The organism is Variovorax sp. W2I14 (assembly GCF_050435205.1).
GTDB lineage: Bacteria > Pseudomonadota > Gammaproteobacteria > Burkholderiales > Burkholderiaceae_C > Variovorax > Variovorax paradoxus_C.
In genome coordinates this window covers 5238313-5256365 of record NZ_JBNDJX010000001.1, presented here as the reverse complement: position 1 = coordinate 5256365, position 18053 = coordinate 5238313, and the positions used below count along the sequence as shown (strand labels likewise).

16 protein-coding genes are annotated in these 18053 nt (G+C 68.0%); 4 read left to right on the top strand and 12 right to left on the bottom strand.

The window, feature by feature from the left end; translation table 11 throughout:
• Positions 1-21: 21 nt before the first annotated feature.
• Both QF040_RS24520 and QF040_RS24515 read right to left on the bottom strand, forming a co-directional pair.
• Positions 22-1305 carry a solute carrier family 23 protein gene (locus QF040_RS24520; protein ID WP_307685123.1) on the bottom strand — a complete coding sequence of 428 codons (1284 nt, stop codon included), beginning with the start codon at positions 1303-1305 and terminating at the stop codon, positions 22-24.
• A gap of 131 nt (positions 1306-1436) precedes the next feature.
• The gene (locus QF040_RS24515; RefSeq protein ID WP_013538547.1) at positions 1437-1859 is read right to left on the bottom strand and encodes a hotdog fold thioesterase; all 423 of its coding nucleotides are present in this window, start codon (positions 1857-1859) and stop codon (positions 1437-1439) included.
• Between the two features lie 84 nt (positions 1860-1943).
• Between QF040_RS24515 and QF040_RS24510 the strand changes: the two genes are divergently transcribed.
• Positions 1944-3284, top strand: coding sequence for a hypothetical protein (locus QF040_RS24510; protein ID WP_429613198.1), 1341 nt, complete (start codon positions 1944-1946; stop codon positions 3282-3284).
• Between the two features lie 23 nt (positions 3285-3307).
• Here the strand turns inward: QF040_RS24510 and QF040_RS24505 are convergent, their stop codons facing one another.
• The 3 genes from QF040_RS24505 to QF040_RS24495 form a co-directional block, all read right to left on the bottom strand.
• Entirely contained in the window at positions 3308-4693 is a 1386-nt protein-coding gene (locus tag QF040_RS24505) for a tripartite tricarboxylate transporter permease (protein ID WP_429614691.1), read from the bottom strand.
• Positions 4693-5145 (bottom strand): hypothetical protein, encoded by a 453-nt coding sequence (locus QF040_RS24500; RefSeq protein WP_429613197.1) that lies wholly within the window; start codon positions 5143-5145, stop codon positions 4693-4695. The genes QF040_RS24505 and QF040_RS24500 overlap by 1 nt, the downstream gene beginning before the upstream one ends.
• A 94-nt stretch (positions 5146-5239) precedes the next feature.
• Positions 5240-6526, bottom strand: coding sequence for a hydroxymethylglutaryl-CoA reductase, degradative (locus QF040_RS24495; protein WP_429613196.1), 1287 nt, complete (start codon positions 6524-6526; stop codon positions 5240-5242).
• 136 nt (positions 6527-6662) lie between these two features.
• Between QF040_RS24495 and QF040_RS24490 the strand changes: the two genes are divergently transcribed.
• Positions 6663-8054: a PLP-dependent aminotransferase family protein gene (locus QF040_RS24490; protein WP_429613195.1), complete on the top strand. Its 1392-nt coding sequence runs from the start codon at positions 6663-6665 to the stop codon at positions 8052-8054.
• Between the two features lies 1 nt (position 8055).
• Here QF040_RS24490 and QF040_RS24485 read toward each other — a convergent pair whose 3' ends face one another.
• Positions 8056-8832 carry a crotonase/enoyl-CoA hydratase family protein gene (locus QF040_RS24485; RefSeq protein ID WP_429614690.1) on the bottom strand — a complete coding sequence of 259 codons (777 nt, stop codon included), beginning with the start codon at positions 8830-8832 and terminating at the stop codon, positions 8056-8058.
• 85 nt (positions 8833-8917) lie between these two features.
• Between QF040_RS24485 and QF040_RS24480 the strand changes: the two genes are divergently transcribed.
• Positions 8918-9724, top strand: coding sequence for a PaaX family transcriptional regulator (locus QF040_RS24480; protein ID WP_429613194.1), 807 nt, complete (start codon positions 8918-8920; stop codon positions 9722-9724).
• A gap of 30 nt (positions 9725-9754) precedes the next feature.
• On the opposite strand, the gene QF040_RS24475 is transcribed toward QF040_RS24480, so the two are convergent.
• The 3 genes from QF040_RS24475 to QF040_RS24465 are packed head-to-tail and all read right to left on the bottom strand — an operon-like array spanning position 9755 to position 12894.
• The gene (locus QF040_RS24475) at positions 9755-11002 is read right to left on the bottom strand and encodes an amidohydrolase family protein (RefSeq protein ID WP_429613193.1); all 1248 of its coding nucleotides are present in this window, start codon (positions 11000-11002) and stop codon (positions 9755-9757) included.
• Positions 10999-11511 carry a GAF domain-containing protein gene (locus QF040_RS24470; protein WP_429613192.1) on the bottom strand — a complete coding sequence of 171 codons (513 nt, stop codon included), beginning with the start codon at positions 11509-11511 and terminating at the stop codon, positions 10999-11001. Before QF040_RS24470 ends, QF040_RS24475 begins: the two co-directional genes overlap by 4 nt.
• Positions 11512-11526: 15 nt before the next feature.
• Positions 11527-12894: an MFS transporter gene (locus QF040_RS24465; RefSeq protein WP_429613191.1), complete on the bottom strand. Its 1368-nt coding sequence runs from the start codon at positions 12892-12894 to the stop codon at positions 11527-11529.
• 121 nt (positions 12895-13015) lie between these two features.
• Between QF040_RS24465 and QF040_RS24460 the strand changes: the two genes are divergently transcribed.
• Entirely contained in the window at positions 13016-13507 is a 492-nt protein-coding gene (locus QF040_RS24460) for a LysR family transcriptional regulator (RefSeq protein WP_429613190.1), read from the top strand.
• Positions 13508-13771: 264 nt separating this feature from the next.
• Here the strand turns inward: QF040_RS24460 and QF040_RS24455 are convergent, their stop codons facing one another.
• The 3 genes from QF040_RS24455 to QF040_RS24445 form a co-directional block, all read right to left on the bottom strand.
• Entirely contained in the window at positions 13772-15580 is a 1809-nt protein-coding gene (locus tag QF040_RS24455; RefSeq protein ID WP_429613189.1) for a feruloyl-CoA synthase, read from the bottom strand.
• 313 nt (positions 15581-15893) lie between these two features.
• Positions 15894-16880: a 3-hydroxyacyl-CoA dehydrogenase NAD-binding domain-containing protein gene (locus tag QF040_RS24450; RefSeq protein ID WP_429613188.1), complete on the bottom strand. Its 987-nt coding sequence runs from the start codon at positions 16878-16880 to the stop codon at positions 15894-15896.
• A complete protein-coding gene (locus QF040_RS24445; protein WP_429613187.1) occupies positions 16835-18049 on the bottom strand; it encodes an ABC transporter substrate-binding protein in 1215 nt (404 codons plus the stop codon). Before QF040_RS24445 ends, QF040_RS24450 begins: the two co-directional genes overlap by 46 nt.
• Positions 18050-18053: the final 4 nt, after the last annotated feature.

The following is an 18053-nucleotide window of genomic DNA, read 5'->3' as shown; positions in this document are numbered from 1 at the left end:
TCGCGCCGCGCCGCCGGCCCCTCAGTTCTTCGTCTTGCCGAGCAATGCGTAAAGGATGATCGCCCCGAAAGTCGCGGTCCCGATGCCGCCCAGCGCGAAGTCGCCGAACTTCAGCGTGAAGTCGCCGGTGCCGATGATCAGCGTGATCGCGGCCACGATCAGGTTCTTGTTCTGCGAGAAATCGACCTTGTTGTCGACCCAGATCTTCGCGCCCGCAATCGCGATCAGGCCGAACACCACGATGCTCACGCCGCCCATCACCGGCAGCGGAATCGCCTGGATCAGCGCGCCGAACTTGGGGCTGAAGCCCAGCACCAGCGCAATCACCGCCGCCACCACGAACACCGCCGTCGAGTAGATGCGCGTGGCCGCCATCACGCCGATGTTCTCGGCATAGGTGGTCACGCCCGTGCCGCCCGCGGCGCCGCTCACCACGGTGGCGATGCCGTCGCCGATGAAGGCGCGGCCCATGTAGGGGTCGAGGTTGCGGCCGGTCATGGCGGTCACCGCCTTGAGGTGGCCGAGGTTTTCCGCCACGAGGATGATCGCCACGGGCGCGATCAGCAGCATCGCGTTGGCGGTGAACACCGGCGTGGTGAAGGTCGGCAGGCCGAACCAGGCGGCGTTGGCGATGCCGCTCAGGTCCACCGGCTTGCCCATGCCCAGGAGGTTCGTGAGCACCGCGTAGACGACAGTGGCCAGGATCAGCCCGACCAGGATCAGGAGGCGCTGCAGCATGCCCCGCGCAAACACCGCCACCAGCCCGACGCACAGGAAGGTCACGGCCTGCATCCACGAATCGAAGTTGCTGGCCGCCATGTTCTTGATCGGCACGCTGGCCAGGTTGAGCCCGATCACCGCCACCACGGCGCCGGTGACCACGGGCGGCATGAAGCGCTCGATCCAGCCGGTGCCGATGGCCTGCACCAGCGCCCCGATCAGGATGTAGACCACCCCGCAGGCCACGATGCCGCCGAGCGCCACCGCGATGTTGGCGTTCGGCCCCTTGCCTGCGTAGCCGCTGGCCGCGATCACCACGCCGATGAACGCGAAGCTCGAGCCCAGGTAGCTGGGCACCTTGCCGCCGGTGACGAAATAGAAGATCAGCGTGCCGATGCCGCTCATCAGGATCGCGATGTTGGGGCTGAAGCCCATGAGGATCGGCGCCAGCACCGTGGCGCCGAACATCGCGATCACGTGCTGGATGCCCATCGCGCCGGTCTGCAGCCAGGGCAGCCGCTCGTCGGGCCCGATGACCGCGCCGTCGGCCAGTGTGGACACCGGCTTTTCAGTCCAGTTGAACATTGCTTGTCTCCTCTTGTTGGTTGTGGCGGGCGCCCCGCGCGCTCCGGGGCGTGATTGTGGTCGATGAACCCCGCGCTGAACACATCCGCAAGAGAAGAAGATGGCGTGCCGCCCGGCCCGCCGGACCAGCCTCAGCGCGGCTGCAGCACCGCCATCGTGATCCGCGACACGCAGGTCAATTCGCCCGCCTCGTTCGTCAGGTCGATCTGCCAGACCTGCGTGCTGCGCCCCCGGTGCACCGGCCGCGCGGTGCCGATGACCCAGCCGCTGGTGACCGAGCGGATGTGGTTCGCGTTGATGTCCAGGCCCACGGCGCGGTCGCCTTCGGGGGCCGAGTAGTGCGCGCCGCAGGAGCCCAGCGTCTCGGCCAGCACCACCGACACGCCGCCGTGCAGGATGCCGTAGGGCTGGCGGGTGCGTTCGTCGACCGGCACGCGGGCGCGGATGAAGTCGTCGCCCACCTCCAGGAACTCCATGCCCAGCGTGGACACGGCCGTGCCGACATGGTTGCGGGTCAGTTCTTCGACGGAGATCTCTTTTTTCCAGATACGCATTCGCTTCTTTCGGGGACAGGGTTGCAGAAACTATAGCGACGGCGGCTGACAAGCGCAGTCGCCTTTGCGTGCTAACTTGGCCCGATGAAGCACCCCCTGCGCCGTTGGCTCCTCGGCATCGCCGCCGTCCTGCTGCTCGGCATCGGTGCGCTGGTGTGGTTCGTGAGTTCGCGGCTGCCGAGCGACGAGGAGGTCGCGGTCCGCATCTCCGAGGGCTTCGAAAAACGCTTCGGCGTCGGCCTGAAGGTCGGCGGCGCCCACTGGGCCCTGCTGCCGACGCCGATGCTCGTGCTCTCCGACATCGCCACCGACCAGCCGCGCCCGATCACCCTGCGCCGCGTGACGGCGCAGCTCAAGCTCACCGAGTTGCTGCACCGCGTCATCGCCGTGGACGAGCTGGAGATCGAAAGCCTCGTGCTGCCGCGCGAGTCGGTGCGCGCCTTCCGCGGCAAGGGGCCGAAGCCCCACGAAGGCGGCAACGTCATCGCGCTGCCCGCGCCCTGGACGCTTGCGCCCATTCCGCTGGAGCAGCTGCGCTGGCGCGACGTGGTCTGGATCGACCGGCGCGACATCGCGCTCGCCTACGATGGCGAAGTCGCCTTCGACCCCCAGTGGCGTCCGCGCCAGGCCCGCATCGAGCGCGCGGGTGCGACACCGCCCGCGCGCCTTCGCCTGGACCGCGAGGCCGGGCAGGACCGCTGGCGCACCCGCATCGACGTGGGCGGCGGCACGTGGAATGGCGTCACGCTGTTCGAGAGGCCGGCCGGCGGCAAGCTGCGCCTGTCGGCCGAGCTCGATCCGCGCCAGGTCGACATCGAAGGCCTCGTGCAGGCCTTCGGGCGGCGCACCTCGGTCGCGGGCAAGGTCAACGGCCATTCCACGCTCGTGGCCGAGGCCGACGAGGCCAACGAACTGGGCGCGCTCATACGCAGCATGCACACCCGCACCACCTTCTCGGTGCGGCCCGCCACGCTCACCAAGGTCGACATCGCCAAGGCCGTGACCACGGCCGGCATCAGCCGCGGCGGCACCACGCCGCTGGACGAACTCACCGGCACGCTCGACACCCAGGGCACAGAAAACGGCATCGTGATGCGCTACACCAACCTCAAGGCGCGATCGGGCGTGCTCACAGCGAGCGGCAACCTGCAGCTCTTCAATCGCAAGATGGAGGGTGACCTCGCGGTGGACCTGGTGGACGGCGTGGTCGGCGTGCCGCTCAAGATCGGCGGCAGCGTGAGCGATCCGGAGGTGTCGCTCACGGGCGGCGCGCTCGCGGGTGCCGCGGTCGGCAGCGCGGTGCTGCCGGGCGTGGGCACGGCCATCGGTGCGCGCGTGGGACAGCAGGTCGAAAAGCTGTTCGGCGGCGGCGAGCCCGAGAAGAAGCCGGCGCCGGCGCGCAAGCCGCCCGCTTCGCAACGCTGAACCGCCGCCGTCCGGCGCGTGGCCTAGGACATCGCCTTGATCACCGCCGGCACCGTCAGCACCGCTGTGTAGTAGCCCATGAACTGCACCCCGGTGTTGAACCCGATGGCGCGCGACAGCAACCCGCCGAGCAGGCCCATCGTGAGGATCACCAGCAACCCGAGCAACTGGCCTTCCCACACGCTGATCACCACGATCAACCCGACGAAGGTCGCGATGATCGCCTCGTGGCTCACCTTGCGCGAGACGAACAGCGCCGCGCGGCGCGCGAAGTTCATCGTGAACGGGTAGGCGACCAGCGCCGCGAGCACCACGGCCAGCATGCCGTAGCCGAGGAACTCCCAGTGGTTCAGCAGGTTGTGCAGGTTGTGGGTCTGGCCCGTGGCCGAGTCGATGGTGAACACCGGTGGCGCGTTGAAGAGCGGTGCGGCCGGGCCGGCCGCGACGGGGCTCAGCGGCAGGCCGATGGCGATCAGCGGGATCAGCGCCTCGGCGATGTAGGTCGCCTCGGTCACGCCGTTGCGCGCGGCCAGCGTGGTGGTGAGGCGGTGGTACGCATGCTTGATGCGCGAGCCCACCAGTTCGCCCAGCACCACGGTCATCGCGACAGGGCTGAACACGAAGGTGGCGCTGGAGATCGTGGCGGTCGCGAAGGTCCACTTCACCTGCGTGCGGTCGAGCACCTTGAACGGGTTCGGAAAATAGCCCGTCCAGCCCTTCACGTCGGGTGCGAGCGAGAAGGTGCGGACCTTGTCGCGCTTCATGCGCGCACGCGCCGCGGGCGAGATCACCGAGAACAGGTCCGCCACCAGCGGTCCGATGGCAATGCCCAGGAAGTAGCTGATGCTGAGCTTCACGCCGTACTTGCCGGTGAGCGCCTGCAGCGCCACGATCACCATCACGAACGGCACCAGCGTGGCGACCGACGCCCAGCGTCCGCTCGAGAAGTAGGCGATGGCCACGGCCGCGACCACGAAGATCCACGGCGCCGCCTTGGTGATGGCCGTGCCATAGGGCGCGAGCAGCACCGCGAACAGCACGGCCAGCGGCACGGCGATGAAGGCCGCGATGATCGCGCCCGACACCATCTTGCGCAGCGCGATGTGCGGCACGCCCAGGTTGCGCAGCACGTTCGCGTCCTGCAGCAGCGGCGTGGCCATGGTGTCGCCCGGAATGCCGAGCAGCGCGGTGGGCACCGCGTGCGTCATGTGCTTGGCAACCGCGGCTGCGAGAAAGAAGGTGAACACGCCTTCGGGCGGCACGCCGAGCAGCACCACCAGCAGGGTGAGCGGCGCGAGTGTGGTGGTTTCGTCGGTGCCCGAGACGAGGCCGATGGCCGCGAACACGATGGCGCCCACGAGGCCCATGCCGGTGGCGACGAGGATCTGGTTGAGGAGTGCGGCTTCGATCACGATGCGGCTCCTTCGGCGCTGCGAGCGCGGGGTTTGTAAGACGCGAACAGGTCGTAGATCTCCAGCTCCTTCATCTCGCGCACCACCGACGGCGGCAGGTCGTCCACCGAGCCCAGGTCGCCGTGCTCGCCGGCCAGTTCGGCCAGCACCTCTTCACGCCAGCGCGGATCGGGGTCCGTGCCCTCGACCACTTCGCGCTTCGGTGCGAAGAGCTTCGCGCAGATCACCCCCGACACCACGCATCCGCCGAGGCCCGCGAGCATGGCGTAGGCGCGCGCCAACTCGGGCGTGCTCACGACGCTCGCGAGCACGCGGCTCGCGACGAGGTAGCCGGTGAGGCTCACCGCGACGCCGATGACGATGGACCACGCGAGGTGCCCCAGGTCGGCCGTGTCGCCCCATATCTCCACCAGCCGCCACCGCGTGGGCGTTGCACCGTCTGCGTTCATTTGTGATGTCTCCGTCTTGGTTATGTGACGGCCAATTTCGTGGCCGCCGCGGTATCGGCCGCGGACCGTTGTGCGGGGCTCTCCCGCTTTCTGCTTACTTCTTGCGCAATGCTTCGAGCAGCGCGACGGCGCGATCGGTGCGCACGTCGTGCTCGGCGGCCATCTGCTTGGCGATGCTGTCGATCTCGTCGCCGGCGGCGCCCGCGACCAACGCGATGTTGCGGGCATGCAGCGCCATGTGGCCGCGCTGGATGCCTTCGGTGGCGAGCGCGCGCAAGGCACCGAGGTTCTGCGCGAGGCCGACGGCCACGGCGACCTCGCCAAGCTCCTGCGCCGACTTCACATCGAGGATCTTCAGCGCGAGCCGCGCGAGCGGATGCGTCTTGGTGGCGCCGCCCACGAGCCCCACCGGCATCGGCATCTCGATGGTGCCCACCAGCGCGCCCGTCGTGTCCTTTTCCCACGTGGTCAGCGAGGTGTATCGCCCACTGCGGCAGGCGTACGCATGCGCGCCGGCCTCCACCGCGCGCCAGTCGTTGCCGGTCGCGACGATCACCGGGTCGACGCCGTTCATGATGCCCTTGTTGTGCGTCGCCGCGCGGTAGGGGTCGATGGCCGCGAAGGTGTAGGCATCGATCACGCCCTCGACCACCTCTTCACCGCTGCGCTCGCGTGTGGCCAGCACAGAAGGTGCGAGCCGCACGCGCGCACGCGCCAGCCTGAGGTCCGCGAGGTTCGACAGGATGCGCAGGCGCACCGTGCCGCCGGTGAGCTTCTCGACCAGCGGCGACACTGCCTCGGCCATGGTGTTGACGGTGTTCGCGCCCATCGCGTCGCGCACGTCGACGATCAGGTGCATCACCACCATCGCGCCGCGCGGTGTGTCGCCGAACACATGCACCTCGATGTCGCGGCAGCCGCCGCCGAGATCAATCAGCACCTTGTCGCGGCTGTTCGCCACGGCCAGGATTTCGTCGCGCGCACGCAGCAGCGCGAGCCGTGCGCCGTAGGGGTCGGTGATGCCGATCACCTGCACCTGCGCGCGCATCAGCGGGCCGGTGCTCGAAGCCTCGAAGCCGCCGCCTTCGCGCGCCAGCTTGGCCATGAACGATGCGGCAGCGACCACAGAGGGTTCTTCCACCGCCATCGGCACGAGGTAGTCGCGCCCGTTCACGGTGAAGTTGCCGGCCACGCCCAGCGGCAGCTCGAAGGTGCCGATCACGTTCTCGACCATGCCGTTGGCGCGGTCCACGCTCAGCGCGCCGGGCTGGGCGAGGAGGGCCACCTCGTCGTCGGTGAGCGATGCGGCCTTGGCGATGTGGGCGAAGCGCTGCGCGGGCGTGAGGGCACGGAAATTGGGAATGCGGGAGTCGGCGACCATCGTTGCTTGTCTCTTGGGAAGATGAATTCGGGAGCAGGCAATTTAGGTCGGCTGTACCGCCGGCGGAAGGCACAGTTTGGCGGGACAGTGCGGACAGTGGTGCGCTGAAGCGGCCCGCTGTGTCAAAGTCCCGCCCATGACAACCATCGCCGATTCGCTCGCCGACACCCTCGCGCGCCAGATCGCGAGCGGCGCCTACAAGGCCGGCGACAAGCTGCCGTCGCTGCGCGAACTGGCGCAACTGCACAGCTATGCCAAGAACACCGTGGTGGCCGCGTTCGAGCTTCTGGTGTCGCGCGGCCTCGTCGAGCCGCGGCGCGGTTCCGGTTACTTCGTGCTCGCGCAATCGACGGCACCCAAGCCGCCCGAGGAAGACGCGGGCAGCCTCGGCCGCGCGATGGACATCGTGTGGCTCATGCGGGAGCAACTCAAGACGCAGCCCGATGCGGTGGCCGTGGGCGACGGCTTTCCGCCCGTCGAATGGCTCGCCGATGTGCGCCTGGACAAGTACCACCCGAAGGTTGTCCGCACGGGGCTCGGTGCGCTGTTCCGCTACGGCAGCCGCTTCGGTTATGCGCCGCTGCGCGACCACCTCGTGCGCAAGCTCGCGGACTTCGGCATCGGCGCCGAGCCGCGGCAGATCGTGCTCACGCATGGCGCCAACGAAGCGATGGACATCGTCATCCGCTACTTCGTGCCGCCCGGCGGCAAGGTGCTGGTGGACGACCCGGGTTACTACCCGCTGTTCGGCAAGCTCAAGCTCGCAGGCGCGCAGATGCTGGCCGTGCCGCGCCTGGCGGACGGGCCAGACCTCGACGTGCTGGAGCAGTTGCTCATCGCCGAGCGGCCGCGCCTCTTCTTCACGCAGTCGCTCGCGCACAACCCCACGGGGTCGGACATCTCGCCGGCCAAGGCCTTTCGAGTGCTGCAGCTCGCGCAAAAGTACGACCTGTTGATCGTGGAGAACGACCCGCTGGCCGACTTCAAGCCGACCGCGTTGCCGCGGCTCTCGGCGCTCGACCAACTGGAGCGCACGATTTACATCGGCAGCTTCTCGAAGTCGTTCTCGGCGGCGCTGCGTGTGGGCTTCATCGCCTGCGGAGCAGACCTCGCGAGCGATCTCGCCGACCTGAAGGCGCTGATCCACGTGAGCAGCTCGGAGTACAGCGAGCGCACGGTCGATGTGATCCTGAGCGAAGGCCACTACCAGCGACACCTGAACCGACTGCAGAACCGACTCGGCGAGGCCACGCGCAGTGCGCTGCAGCTCTTCGACTCGGTCGATGCGGAGGTCTTCGCGCGCACCCCGCAGTCGCTCTATATCTGGGCGGCGCTGCCCGGCGTGGCCGACTCGCTGGCGTTCGCGAAGGAACTGCTGCCGCGCAAGATCGTGATGGCGCCGGGCCGCATCTTCAGCGTCGATTCGACGCAGGTCTCGCGCTGGTCGCGCTTCAACGTCGGCGCGATGGCCGACCCGCGTTTCGCGAAGGCGCTGCGCACCGCGTTGCGGCGGCGATCCAGTCCTTGAATCAGCCCTTGAAGGCGCCGTGCCGCCCCGCGCCGCTGGCAAAGCGTGCGGCCCCGGCTTCGCCCTCGGCAAAGACGATCGGCACGCCCTGTGCGCCTTCGCGACGCAATGCCTCGGCCAGCGGCAGGTTCCACTGCTCGTAGGCGGAGCGGCGGTCGGTGAGCATGCATTGCTGCGGGAACGCGGCGATCTGCAGCGCCAGTTCCCGCGCCGCGGCGAGCGCGCCGCCCGGCGGCGTGACACGGTTGACCAGGCCCATCGACAGCGCCTCGGTGGCGGAGACGGGCCGGCCTGTGAGGATCATGTCCAACGCCCGCCCCATGCCCACGATGCGCGGCAGCCGCACCGTGCCGCCATCGATCAGCGGCACGCCCCAGCGGCGGCAGAACACGCCGAAGACCGCGTCGTCGTCGGCCACGCGCAAGTCGGCAAGCAGCGCGAGTTCGAGGCCGCCCGCGACCGCATAGCCGTTCACGGCTGCGATCAATGGCTTGGACAAGGCCATGCGCGTCGGCCCCATCGGCCCGCTGCCGCCGCCCTCGGGGTCGAGCTCGTTGCGTTCGTCAGGGTTGCCGACGGCGCCCAGGTCGGCGCCGGCGCAGAAGTGGCCGCCGGCGCCGGTGAGGATCGCCACGCGCAGCGCATCGTCGGCCTCGAAGCGCTCGAAGGCTTCGCGCAGCTCGGCGGCCACGATGCCGTTGACGGCATTGCGCTTGTCGGGGCGGTTCAGCGTGAGGGTGCAGACCGCCCGATCCGTGTCATAGGTCACGTATTCCATAGCCATGCTCGCGTTCCCTTGGAGGCAAAATTACTTACTCAATAGCTCTGGTTCATCGTAGGAAATATTTCTCCGATGTGCAAACGTGGAAAAAATATGCAATGTCCCGGTCGCCATTCCGAGTGCGCCGGAACTGATCCTCGACCTGCTCGTCGCCCACAGCGGGATGCTGGGTGCGCAGTCGCTGTGCCGCGCCGGCGCGCTGATGGGCATCGGTGAATCGACGCTGCGCGTGGCCCTCACGCGGCTCGCGAGCGACGGCAAGATCGAACGCGGCGAGCGCGGCAGCTATGCGCTCAACCGCGCGGGGCCGGCGCTGTCTCGCGCGGTCGATGGCTGGCGGCAGCGCGGCGCGCAGGCCGTCCCATGGCGCAACGACTGGCTCGCGGTGCACGACGCCGGTGTGCCGCGTTCGGACAAGACGGCCTGGCGCCACCACGGCCTGGCGCTGTCGCTGCGCGGCTTTGCTCCGTTGCAGGCCGGGCTGCACATCCGGCCCGACAACCTCCGAGGCGGGCTGGCGGCCGAGCGCGAACAGCTGCAGGGCCTGGGCCTGTCGTCGAAGGCGCTGGTGTTTCGCCTTGCCGACATGGACGAAGCCACCGAGGAGGCCGCGCGCAAGCTGTGGAATGTGCGCGCGCTGACGACCGGCTACCAGCGCCTGCAGACCGGCATCGAGCGCGGCGAAAAGCGGCTGGACAAGCTGCCGCTCGAAGCGGCGGTGCGCGAGTCGCTGCTGCTCGGGCGCGCCGTCATCGCGCACCTCATTCGCGATCCGCTGCTGCCGGCCGAACTCATGTCGCCCGCGCCGCGCACCGCGCTGCAGACCGTCACGCGGCGCTACCAGGACAAGGCGCGCAAGCTGTGGCGCGCGTGGTTCGCACAGGCCTGATCGCCACGGCCACGTCCGCGACCGAAAGCTTCAGCCCAGTTCGTCGAACTGGACCACGCCTTCCTTCATGACCAGCGGAATGCGCTCGCCCTGTCCCAGCAGGCATTCGACATCACGCAGCGGATTGCCATCGACCACGAGGATGTCGGCCAGCGCGCCCGGCACGAGACGACCGAGGCGATCCGGCATGCCCAGCACCTCGGCACCGACCACGGTGGCGCTCGCAATCGCCTCGGCCGGCGACAGCACGTCGGCGCGCAGGCGGAATTCGTCGCTCTGCAGGCGCTGCGATTCGCCCAGCAGGTCGGAGCCGAAGCCCATCTTCACGCCGGCCTTCTTGTAGATCTCCAGCGAGCGCAGGCCGGCCTCGCGCACGTCGGCCACCTTGGCGACGCTCTCCTTCGGCAGGCCGAAGCTCTCGCCCTCGTTGGCCAGCGCGTCGTAGGTGACCAGCGTCGGCACCGCGTAGGCGCCCAGCTCGGCCATCAGCGCGGCCGTGGGCGCGTCCACGAGGTTGCCGTGCTCGATGGTGCGCACGCCGCAGCGCACCGCGCGCGCGATGGCCGCAGCGGTATACGCATGCGCCATCACGTAGGTGCCGCGCCCCGCGGCTTCTTCCACGATGGCGCGGATCTCGTCCTCGCTGTAGCCGAAGGCGCCCACCGGATCGGTCGGCGAGGCCACGCCGCCGGAGGCCATGATCTTGATCTGGTCCGCGCCCATCTGCAGCTCTTCGCGCACGGCGCGGCGCACCGCATCGACGCCGTCGACCACGCGCGCGAGCGCACCGACGCGCACGCAGGTCGAACAGGTCGCGGCGGGGTCGATGAAGTCGGAGCGCCCGCGCATGTCGCCATGTCCGCCGGTCTGGCTCAGCGCGCGGCCCGAGACGAAGAGGCGCGGCCCCTGCGCGAGGCCCGCGTCCACCGCCTGCTTGAACGCGAAGCCCGCGCCGCCCGCATCGCGCACCGTGGTGAAGCCACGGCGCAGCATGCCGCGCAGCATGGGCACACTGCGCAGCGTGATGAGCACGTTGGGCATGTGGACCTGGCGCGAGAGATTCAGCTCCACCGCGATCACATGCACATGCAGGTCGATGAGGCCCGGCATCACCGTCTTGCCCTTCACGTCGATGACGCGCGCGGCCTTGCTCTGCAGCGGCTTGTCGGACACCTCGCGAACCACGCCGCCTTCGACCAGGATGTCGTGGCTTTCGAGCAGTTCGCCGCGCAGCGGATCGAGCAGGTTCGCGTTCTTGAAAAGGACCGTGTTCGTCATGCGATGGATTCCTTGGTCTGTTGCTGCGCCATCACGGCCGGCACCGCCAGTTGCGCGAACACCCGCGCGAGATCGACGTGGCCGTCGCCGTACCAGTTCTCTTCATGCAGCATGTTGAGCGTGCCGAGCGTCTCGCCCTGCCAGCGCAGCGGAATGTTCAGCACGCTGCGGCAGCCGAGCGACACGATGAGTTCGTGGTCGTAGAACACGTCGCGCAGGTCGTCGGCGTTGCGGCCGATGTAGGGCAGGCCTTGCTGCATCACCTGCTGCATCCACGGCGAATCGGTGATGGGCTTGCGCCCGCCCACCGGGTAGGCCTCGCGCATGTTGGTGTACACGCGCTCCGATTCGCGCGCTTCGCGGTGATGGACCAGGATGGTGAAGAGCCGGTGGCCGATGGTCTCGGCCACCGCCTTCTCGATGGCATCGAAGGTGGCGTGCGGCTGGGTGGTGTCGGCGTGGGCGCGTGCCACGGCCGACAGGGAATCTTCGAGAGAGGTCGATTGCATGGTTGTCGAGGGTCGTCAGGAAAGTTCGCCGGCCGCGATGTCTTCGAGCGAGCGGCCGCGCGTCGGAATGCCCATGAAGGTGACGGCCGCCGCGCCCAGCAGCAGCACCGCCGTCGTCATGCCGAACACGCCCGCGAAGCCGGCGGTCGGGTAGATGAAGCCCACCAGGATCGGCGCGGTGATGCCGCCGATGCGCCCGATGGCCGAGGCGAGGCCCGAGCCCGTCGCCCGCACCTGCGTCGGAAACACCTCGGGCGTGTAGGCATAGACGCCCGCATAGGTGCCGTTCATGAAGAAGGACAGCAGCACGCCCGCGGCCATGATCTGCGCATCGCTGTGCGTGAACGCGAGGCCCAGCGCGCAGAGCCCGCCCAGCAGCATGTAGCTCACGATGGTGGCCTGCCGGCCGATGCGCTCGTTGAACCATGCAGCCGAAAAGTAGCCGGGAATCTGCGCGATGTACATCACCAGCGAATAGCCGAAGCTCTTGGTGATCGTCATGCCGTTCTGGATCAGCAGGCTCGGAATCCAGGTGAAGAACGAGTAGTAGCTGAAGGTGATCGACAGCCACATCAGCCAGGTCATGGTGCTGATGCGGATGAGCTTCCTGGAGACCAGCGTTGCGTAGTTCGTCAGCAGGTTGCCGCGCGTGGTGCTCGGCGGCGGCGCGGCGACATCTTCGGCATTGAGCACGGGCAGCGCCTGGCCACGGCGCAGGTGGTCGGACTCCATCGCATCCATGATCGCGTCCGCCTCGACGGCGCGGCCCTGGCTCTCGAGCCAGCGCGGCGACTCCGGCAGCGCGCGGCGCCACCACAGCAACAGCACCACCGGCAGCGCCGTGATGAAGATGACGATGCGCCAGCCCTGAGGATGCGCCGGCACGATGAAGTAGCCCAGCAACGCCGCGGCGACGAAGCCGAACGAGAAGAAGCCCGCGAGCGCGCCGGTGAAGGTGCCGCGGTAGCGCCGCGCCACGAACTCCGAGAGGTACGGCGCGATGATCGCGCTCTCGGCCCCGGCGCCGAAGCCGGCCACGATGCGCAGCCCGAGGAAGAGCGTCCAGTCGTTGACCATGCCGCTGAAGAGCGAGGCCACGCAATAGATCGCGAGCGCCGACATCATCACCTTGCGCCGCCCGATCAGGTCGCCGCAGGCGCCGGCCGCCAGCGCGCCGAAGAAGAAACCGATGAAGTTCGCGCTGGCCAGCACGCCGATCTGCACGCTGCTCAGCCCCCATTCGGTGCGCAGCACCGGCAGCACGAAGGCGATCACCGCGGCATCCATCGCATCGAAGGTGTAGCCGAGGCCTCCCATGAGGAGCAGGCGTCGATGGAAACCAGAGAAGGGCAGGCGCTCGATGCGCGCCGACAGCATGGTCATGGGAATCCCTCGGCTTCAGGTGGGGTGGGGTGAAGCGGCAGATCGTAGGATCGGGGGGATATCACCGCAAATTTATATGCGTGATTGTGTTTATTGAGCTGGTGAATGAACGGGACGCACGATGAACTACCGCAATGCCGATCTCAACCTGCTGAAGGTGTTCGAAGCGCTGATGACCGAAGGCAACGTCACGCGCGCAGCCAGCAAGCTGTCGCTGACGCAGCCCGCCGTCAGCAATGCGCTGCGCCGGCTGCGCGACACCTTCGACGATCCGCTCTTCGTGCGCAGCGGCGCGGGCGTCAATCCGACCCGGCGCGCCATCGACCTGTGGGAGCCGCTGTCGCAGTCGCTGCATGCGATCCGCGCGACGATGGACGACGAGCGCTTCGACGCGCTGCGCAGCACCGCGAGCGTGAGCATCGCGATGTCCGACTACGTGTCCTCGATCGTGGTGCCGGCGGCTGGCGGCCCGGCTCGGCAAGGTCGCGCCGTCGATGCAGGTTCATGCCATTCCGAACACGCTGGTGGATTTCGGCCCGGTGCTGGCCGACAACAAAGCCGACTTCGCGATCAGCGTCTACAACGAGGAGGTGCGGCGGCCCGCGTTCCTTAAATCTAGGGCGTTGTGGTCACCCGATTTCCTCTGCTTCATGCGCGCGGGACATCCGCTGGCGCGCACGGGCAAGATTCCGCTGAAGAAATTCCTTGCGGCGCGGCATGTGGATGTGAGCCTGGTCGGCAAGACCACGCCGACCTACGACCTCTTTCTGCGCAGCCGCGCATCATCGAATTGTTCTGGCACCAGCGGCACGAGACCTCGGCGCTGCATCAATGGGTCAAGGAAACGCTGCTCGCGCTGTTCGAGCAGCCGTCCTGATCAGCCGCGCAGGCGCACCACCTGCGGGTCCGGGTCCGTCGCATGCAGGCGCGCCACGTCGGCCGCACGCCGCGCGAGCACCGCGCGCTGGTTGATGTAGCCCTTGTCGGTGATCTCGCCCGCGTCCAGGCTCGGCGGCTCCGCGAGCACCAGTGCACAGGCCGGGCATTGCGACGAGCCCGCGCCTTCGTCGCGCAGCACACGCAGCACACCGGCGATGCGCTCGGCCAACGCCTCGGGCGCGAGCGATGCGGCCTGCGGACTGGCGAACACCAGCATGCCGATCTCGTCGAGGTCGTGGCCGGTGAGCACCACGTCCTGCACATGCGGCGCGAGCATCGACACCAGCTTCACGCGCAGCGTGCCCACCGAGACCCAGGTGCCGGTCGAGAGCTTGAAGTCCTCGGCCACGCGGCCGTTGAAGATCACGCCTTGCTCGGGTTCCGCGGTGTTCGCAAGAAAGCCAGCATCGCCGATGCGGTAGTAGCCCTCTTCATCGAACGCCTCCGCCGTTTCACGTGGCGCATCGCGGTAGCCAGGGAACACCGACACGCCCTTGACCCGCATCTCCAGCTTCTGGCCGTTGGGCACGAACTTGAGTTCGAGCCCCGGCAGCGGCGCACCGATGCAGCCGGCACCGTCGAGCTTCCAGTGCGCGGAGGTGATGGCGGGCGAGGTTTCGGTCGCGCCCCACGAGGTGGTGAGCCACAGCGGCCGCGTGGGCCGCACGCGCTGCGCAACCGCTTCGAGCCGTTGCCATGTCGAAGGCGCGAGCGCGGCCGCCGCATAGAAGGCAAGGCGCAGCCGCGAGAACACCTCGGTGGCGAGTGTGTCGTCGGCTTCGAGAAAAGGCAGCAGCATGTCGAAGCCGCGCGGCACGTTGAACAGCAGCGTGGGTTTGACCTCGCGCAGGTTGCGCACCGTCTTCTCGATCAGGCCCGGCGCGGGCCGGCCTTCGTCGATGTAGAGCGCGCCGCCATGGCACAGCACCATGTGCAGGTTGTGGTTCGCGCTGAAGGTGTGGCTCCATGGAAGCCAGTCGACCAGCACCGGCTTTTCTTCCGCGAGGAAGCGCCAGGTCTGCGCCATCATCTGCTGGTTGGCGCACAGCATGCGGTGCGTGTTGATCACTACCTTGGGCTTGCCGGTGGAGCCGGAGGTCAGCAGGTACTTGGCGTGGGTGTCGGCAAGGATCGCTGCGAAGGCTTCCATCACGGCTGGCGTTTCCTTCGCCGCGAGCAATTGGTCGAAGGCCATCGCGCCTGGATGCGCGTCGGCGTCGCGGCTGAACACCGTCACGGCCTCGACACCGCAGCCTGCCAGCGCGCCGCCGTAGACCTTGGCGTCCGATGCGTAGATCAGCGAAGGACCGAGCGCTTTCAGCATGCCGTGCAGCCGCGACGGGTCCTTGGCCATGCGGGAGTACGCGCTCGACAGCGAGCACGCGGTGCGGCCGATGTGCATCGTCGCAAGCATCAGCACCGCATGGTCGATCGCGTTGTCCGAGAGGATCACGATGGGCTGGCCCGCGGGCAGCTTCAGGTCGAGCAAGCCCTGTGCGACCGCACCGACGGCGTGGCGCAGCGCGCGGTAATCGAGCTTGCGCCAGCCTTCGCCGCTCTCGTCGCGTTCGGCGAACGCCAGCGCGTCGGGCGTCTCGCGCGCCCAGCGTTCGATCCATTCGCCGATGCAGCGCGCATAGGGCTTCAGCGTCTGCGGCGAGCGCAGCGCGAAGGAGCCGTCGTCGAAGTCGATGCGCACCGTGCGAGGCGGGGCGATCAGGTTTTCGTCGTGGAGGAAGTCGGTCATTTCTGTATTCCGAGGGTTTTGTTCAGGGCGTGTGCACAGGCCACCGGGTACTCCCCTCCGCGAATGTCCCCCGGCCTGCGGCCTCCTCCTTGATTTCGCTGCGGGGAGCACCCGATGCCCTGCGCACACAGAGCGCGGTCGTTGTGCTTTCCGATCAACCAGTGCTCTGAAAACGAGCACGCCGATGGGGTGCCTTGCGCAGCGAAATCAAGGAGGAGCCCGAAGGGCGGGGGACATTCGCGAAGCAAGGTACCCCGTCGGCGGGATCGCAGCCTGAACGCACAGCGCAACGCATCGAAGAGCAAGGTTTCATCTAGCCAAGCTTGCCGGTGTCGGCCTTGGCGCGAATCAGGTTTAACAGCAGGGTGTCGCGCGCGGCTTCGAGGTCGACCGTGCGGCGCGTGCCCAGTTCCTCCGCCACACCCTCTGTCACCTTCTGCTTGAGCTCGGCCGTCATCGACGGCGCGCCCAGGTCCTTCCACCAATCTTCGATCGGCCCGCCCAGGTGCGCGAGCACATGTTCGATGCCGCCCGCACCGCCCGACAGATGCAGGTTCATGAACGGCCCCATCACCGCCCAGCGGAGGCCCGGGCCGTGCGCAATCGCCGTGTCGATGTCCGCCACGCTCGCCACGCCTTCATTGACGAGGTGGAAGGCCTCGCGCCAGAGCGCTGCCTGCAGCCGGTTCGCGATGTGGCCCTTGACCTCGCGCTTCACATGGATCGGCCGCTTGCCGATGGCCGCGTAGAACGCCATCGTGCGTTCGATGACCTCGGCCGAGGTCTTCTCGCCACCGATCACCTCCACCAGCGGAATCAGGTGCGGCGGATTGAACGGATGCCCGAGCACCACGCGCTGCGGATGCGCGCAGCCCGATTGCACGCCACTGATCGCGAGGCCCGACGAACTCGACGCGAGGATGGTTTCCGGCGGCGCTGCCGCGTCCATGCGGCGGAACAGATCGATCTTGAAGTCCATGCGCTCGGGGCCGTTCTCCTGCACGAAGTCGGCCACCGATACCGCGTCTTCCAGGCTGTCGTGAAAGCGCAAGCGATCCACCGATGCGCCTTCGGCAAGTCCGAAGCGTTCCAGCGTCGGCCAGTGCTGCGCCACCGCGGCGCGCAGCCTGTCTTCGGCGCCGGGCGACGGATCGGTCGCATTCACATCGAGCCCGTGCGCGAGGAAGTACGCCGCCCAGCTCGCGCCGATCACGCCAGTGCCGACGACTGCGACGCGTTGCACATTCAAGAGGGTCATGATTTCCACCGCGCGCAGCGGCTCTCTGCCTTCGTCGTCCATGCGGCCTCGCCGCGGATCGGCTCGACCACCTTGTAGTAGTCCCACGGTTCTTTCGATTCGTCGGGGGTCTTCACCTGCATCAGCTGCATGTCGTGCACCATGAGGCCGTCGTCGCGGAGCCACCCGCCCTTGACGAACATGTCATTGAACTTCGTCTTGCGCAGTTGCGCCATCACCTTGTCGGCATCGTCGCTGCCGGCCGCCTTCACCGCCTGCAGATATTGCAGCGCGGCCGAGTAGTCGCCGGCATGGAAGGAGGAGGGCATGCGCTTGTGCTTGTCGAAGAAGCGCCGCGCCCAGGTGCGGGCCTCGGGGCTCTGGTTCCAGTACCAGCTGTCGGTGAGGTACATGCCCTGCGAGGTCTTCAGCCCCAGCGCGTGCACGTCGTTGATGGTGATGATCATGCCGGCCAGCTTCATGTTCTTGCTGATGCCGAACTCGGCCGCCGACTTGATCGCGTTCACCGTGTCGCCGCCCGCATTGGCGAGCGCCAGCACCTGCGCCTTCGAGCCCTGCGCCTGCAGCATGAACGACGAGAAATCGCTCGCGCCCAGCGGGTGCTTCACCGAGCCCGCGACCGTGCCGCCGCTCGCGTTGATGATCTTGGCCGCGTCGGTCTGCAGCGCGGCGCCGAAGGCGTAGTCGGCGGTCACGAAGTACCAGCTCTTGCCGCCCGCCTTGACCACCGCGCTCGCGGTGCCGCGCGCCATGGCCACCGTGTCGTAAGCGTAGTGCACGGTGTAGGGCGAGCAGTATTCGTTGGTGAGGCTCGAGGCGCCCGAGCCGACCACGAAGTACGGCTTCTTCTTGTCCGCCGCCACGCCCGCCATCGCGATGGCCGCGCCGGAGTTGACGCCCGCGATCAGCATGTCGACCTTCTGCACGTCGAACCACTCGCGGGCCTTGGCGGCGGCGATGTCGGGCTTGTTCTGGTGATCGGCCGTGACCAACTCGATCTTCTTGCCATCGATGGCACCGCCCATGTCGGCAATCGCCATGCGGATCGCTTCAGCGCCGGCCGGGCCGTCGTAGTCGCGGTAGATGCCCGACATGTCGCTGATGAAGCCGATGCGGATGGTGTCGTCCGACACCTGCGCCGAGGCACTGGTGCTGGCGAAGGCGGTGCCGAGTGCGATGGCGAGCGCAGTGCGCGAGAGGGTGATGTTCATGGTC

What these genes read in the sequence shown, in the direction of transcription:
- QF040_RS24475 (WP_429613193.1), bottom strand. Translation starts at nt 11,002, where the DNA reads ATGACGAACACGGTCCTTTTCAAGAACGCGAACCTGCTCGATCCGCTG.
- QF040_RS24470 (WP_429613192.1), bottom strand. Translation starts at nt 11,511, where the DNA reads ATGCAATCGACCTCTCTCGAAGATTCCCTGTCGGCCGTGGCACGCGCC.
- QF040_RS24515 (WP_013538547.1), bottom strand. Translation starts at nt 1,859, where the DNA reads ATGCGTATCTGGAAAAAAGAGATCTCCGTCGAAGAACTGACCCGCAAC.
- QF040_RS24450 (WP_429613188.1), bottom strand. Translation starts at nt 16,880, where the DNA reads ATGGACGACGAAGGCAGAGAGCCGCTGCGCGCGGTGGAAATCATGACC.
- QF040_RS24490 (WP_429613195.1), top strand. Translation starts at nt 6,663, where the DNA reads ATGACAACCATCGCCGATTCGCTCGCCGACACCCTCGCGCGCCAGATC.
- QF040_RS24495 (WP_429613196.1), bottom strand. Translation starts at nt 6,526, where the DNA reads ATGGTCGCCGACTCCCGCATTCCCAATTTCCGTGCCCTCACGCCCGCG.
- QF040_RS24455 (WP_429613189.1), bottom strand. Translation starts at nt 15,580, where the DNA reads ATGACCGACTTCCTCCACGACGAAAACCTGATCGCCCCGCCTCGCACG.
- QF040_RS24460 (WP_429613190.1), top strand. Translation starts at nt 13,016, where the DNA reads ATGAACTACCGCAATGCCGATCTCAACCTGCTGAAGGTGTTCGAAGCG.
- QF040_RS24500 (WP_429613197.1), bottom strand. Translation starts at nt 5,145, where the DNA reads ATGAACGCAGACGGTGCAACGCCCACGCGGTGGCGGCTGGTGGAGATA.
- QF040_RS24445 (WP_429613187.1), bottom strand. Translation starts at nt 18,049, where the DNA reads ATGAACATCACCCTCTCGCGCACTGCGCTCGCCATCGCACTCGGCACC.
- QF040_RS24465 (WP_429613191.1), bottom strand. Translation starts at nt 12,894, where the DNA reads ATGACCATGCTGTCGGCGCGCATCGAGCGCCTGCCCTTCTCTGGTTTC.
- QF040_RS24520 (WP_307685123.1), bottom strand. Translation starts at nt 1,305, where the DNA reads ATGTTCAACTGGACTGAAAAGCCGGTGTCCACACTGGCCGACGGCGCG.
- QF040_RS24485 (WP_429614690.1), bottom strand. Translation starts at nt 8,832, where the DNA reads ATGGAATACGTGACCTATGACACGGATCGGGCGGTCTGCACCCTCACG.
- QF040_RS24510 (WP_429613198.1), top strand. Translation starts at nt 1,944, where the DNA reads ATGAAGCACCCCCTGCGCCGTTGGCTCCTCGGCATCGCCGCCGTCCTG.